The sequence below is a fragment of the Rheinheimera fenheensis genome, from assembly GCF_039871805.1.
GTDB lineage: Bacteria > Pseudomonadota > Gammaproteobacteria > Enterobacterales > Alteromonadaceae > Alishewanella > Alishewanella fenheensis.
The window spans coordinates 1-1,308 of the sequence record NZ_JBDPJM010000021.1 but is presented as its reverse complement, the minus strand read 5'-3'; the positions used below and the strand labels follow the sequence as shown (position 1 = coordinate 1,308).

The 1,308-nt window shown below is 52.6% G+C and carries 1 rRNA gene; it reads left to right on the top strand.

Annotated features, from left to right (window positions below):
* Positions 1-1,236, top strand: a 16S ribosomal RNA gene (locus tag ABGI61_RS16715); the annotation flags it as partial.
* Positions 1,237-1,308 lie beyond the last annotated feature (72 nt).

Sequence of the window (1,308 nt, the reverse complement as noted above, 5' to 3'; positions counted from 1 at the left end):
CAGCCACACTGGAACTGAGACACGGTCCAGACTCCTACGGGAGGCAGCAGTGGGGAATATTGGACAATGGGCGCAAGCCTGATCCAGCCATGCCGCGTGTGTGAAGAAGGCCTTCGGGTTGTAAAGCACTTTCAGCGAGGAGGAAGGGAGTAGTGTTAATAGTACTACTTTTTGACGTTACTCGCAGAAGAAGCACCGGCTAACTCCGTGCCAGCAGCCGCGGTAATACGGAGGGTGCAAGCGTTAATCGGAATTACTGGGCGTAAAGCGCACGTAGGCGGTGTGTTAAGTTGGATGTGAAAGCCCCGGGCTCAACCTGGGAATTGCATTCAAAACTGGCACGCTAGAGTATGTGAGAGGGGGGTAGAATTCCAAGTGTAGCGGTGAAATGCGTAGAGATTTGGAGGAATACCAGTGGCGAAGGCGGCCCCCTGGCACAATACTGACGCTCAGGTGCGAAAGCGTGGGGAGCAAACAGGATTAGATACCCTGGTAGTCCACGCCGTAAACGATGTCTACTAGCTGTTCGTGGTCTTGTACTGTGAGTAGCGCAGCTAACGCACTAAGTAGACCGCCTGGGGAGTACGGTCGCAAGATTAAAACTCAAATGAATTGACGGGGGCCCGCACAAGCGGTGGAGCATGTGGTTTAATTCGACGCAACGCGAAGAACCTTACCTACTCTTGACATCTAGCGAAGATTGCAGAGATGCAGTTGTGCCTTCGGGAACGCTAAGACAGGTGCTGCATGGCTGTCGTCAGCTCGTGTTGTGAAATGTTGGGTTAAGTCCCGCAACGAGCGCAACCCTTATCCTTAGTTGCCAGCGAGTAATGTCGGGAACTCTAGGGAGACTGCCGGTGATAAACCGGAGGAAGGTGGGGACGACGTCAAGTCATCATGGCCCTTACGAGTAGGGCTACACACGTGCTACAATGGTACGTACAGAGGGAGGCAAGCTGGCGACAGTGAGCGGATCTCTTAAAGCGTATCGTAGTCCGGATCGCAGTCTGCAACTCGACTGCGTGAAGTCGGAATCGCTAGTAATCGCAAATCAGAATGTTGCGGTGAATACGTTCCCGGGCCTTGTACACACCGCCCGTCACACCATGGGAGTGGGTTGCAAAAGAAGTAGGTAGCTTAACCTTCGGGAGGGCGCTTACCACTTTGTGATTCATGACTGGGGTGAAGTCGTAACAAGGTAACCGTAGGGGAACCTGCGGTTGGATCACCTCCTTACCTATAGCTAAATGACGTTGTAAGTGTTCACCCAGATGATTGATTGCATGAGATAGAGCAAACGGTTTTACG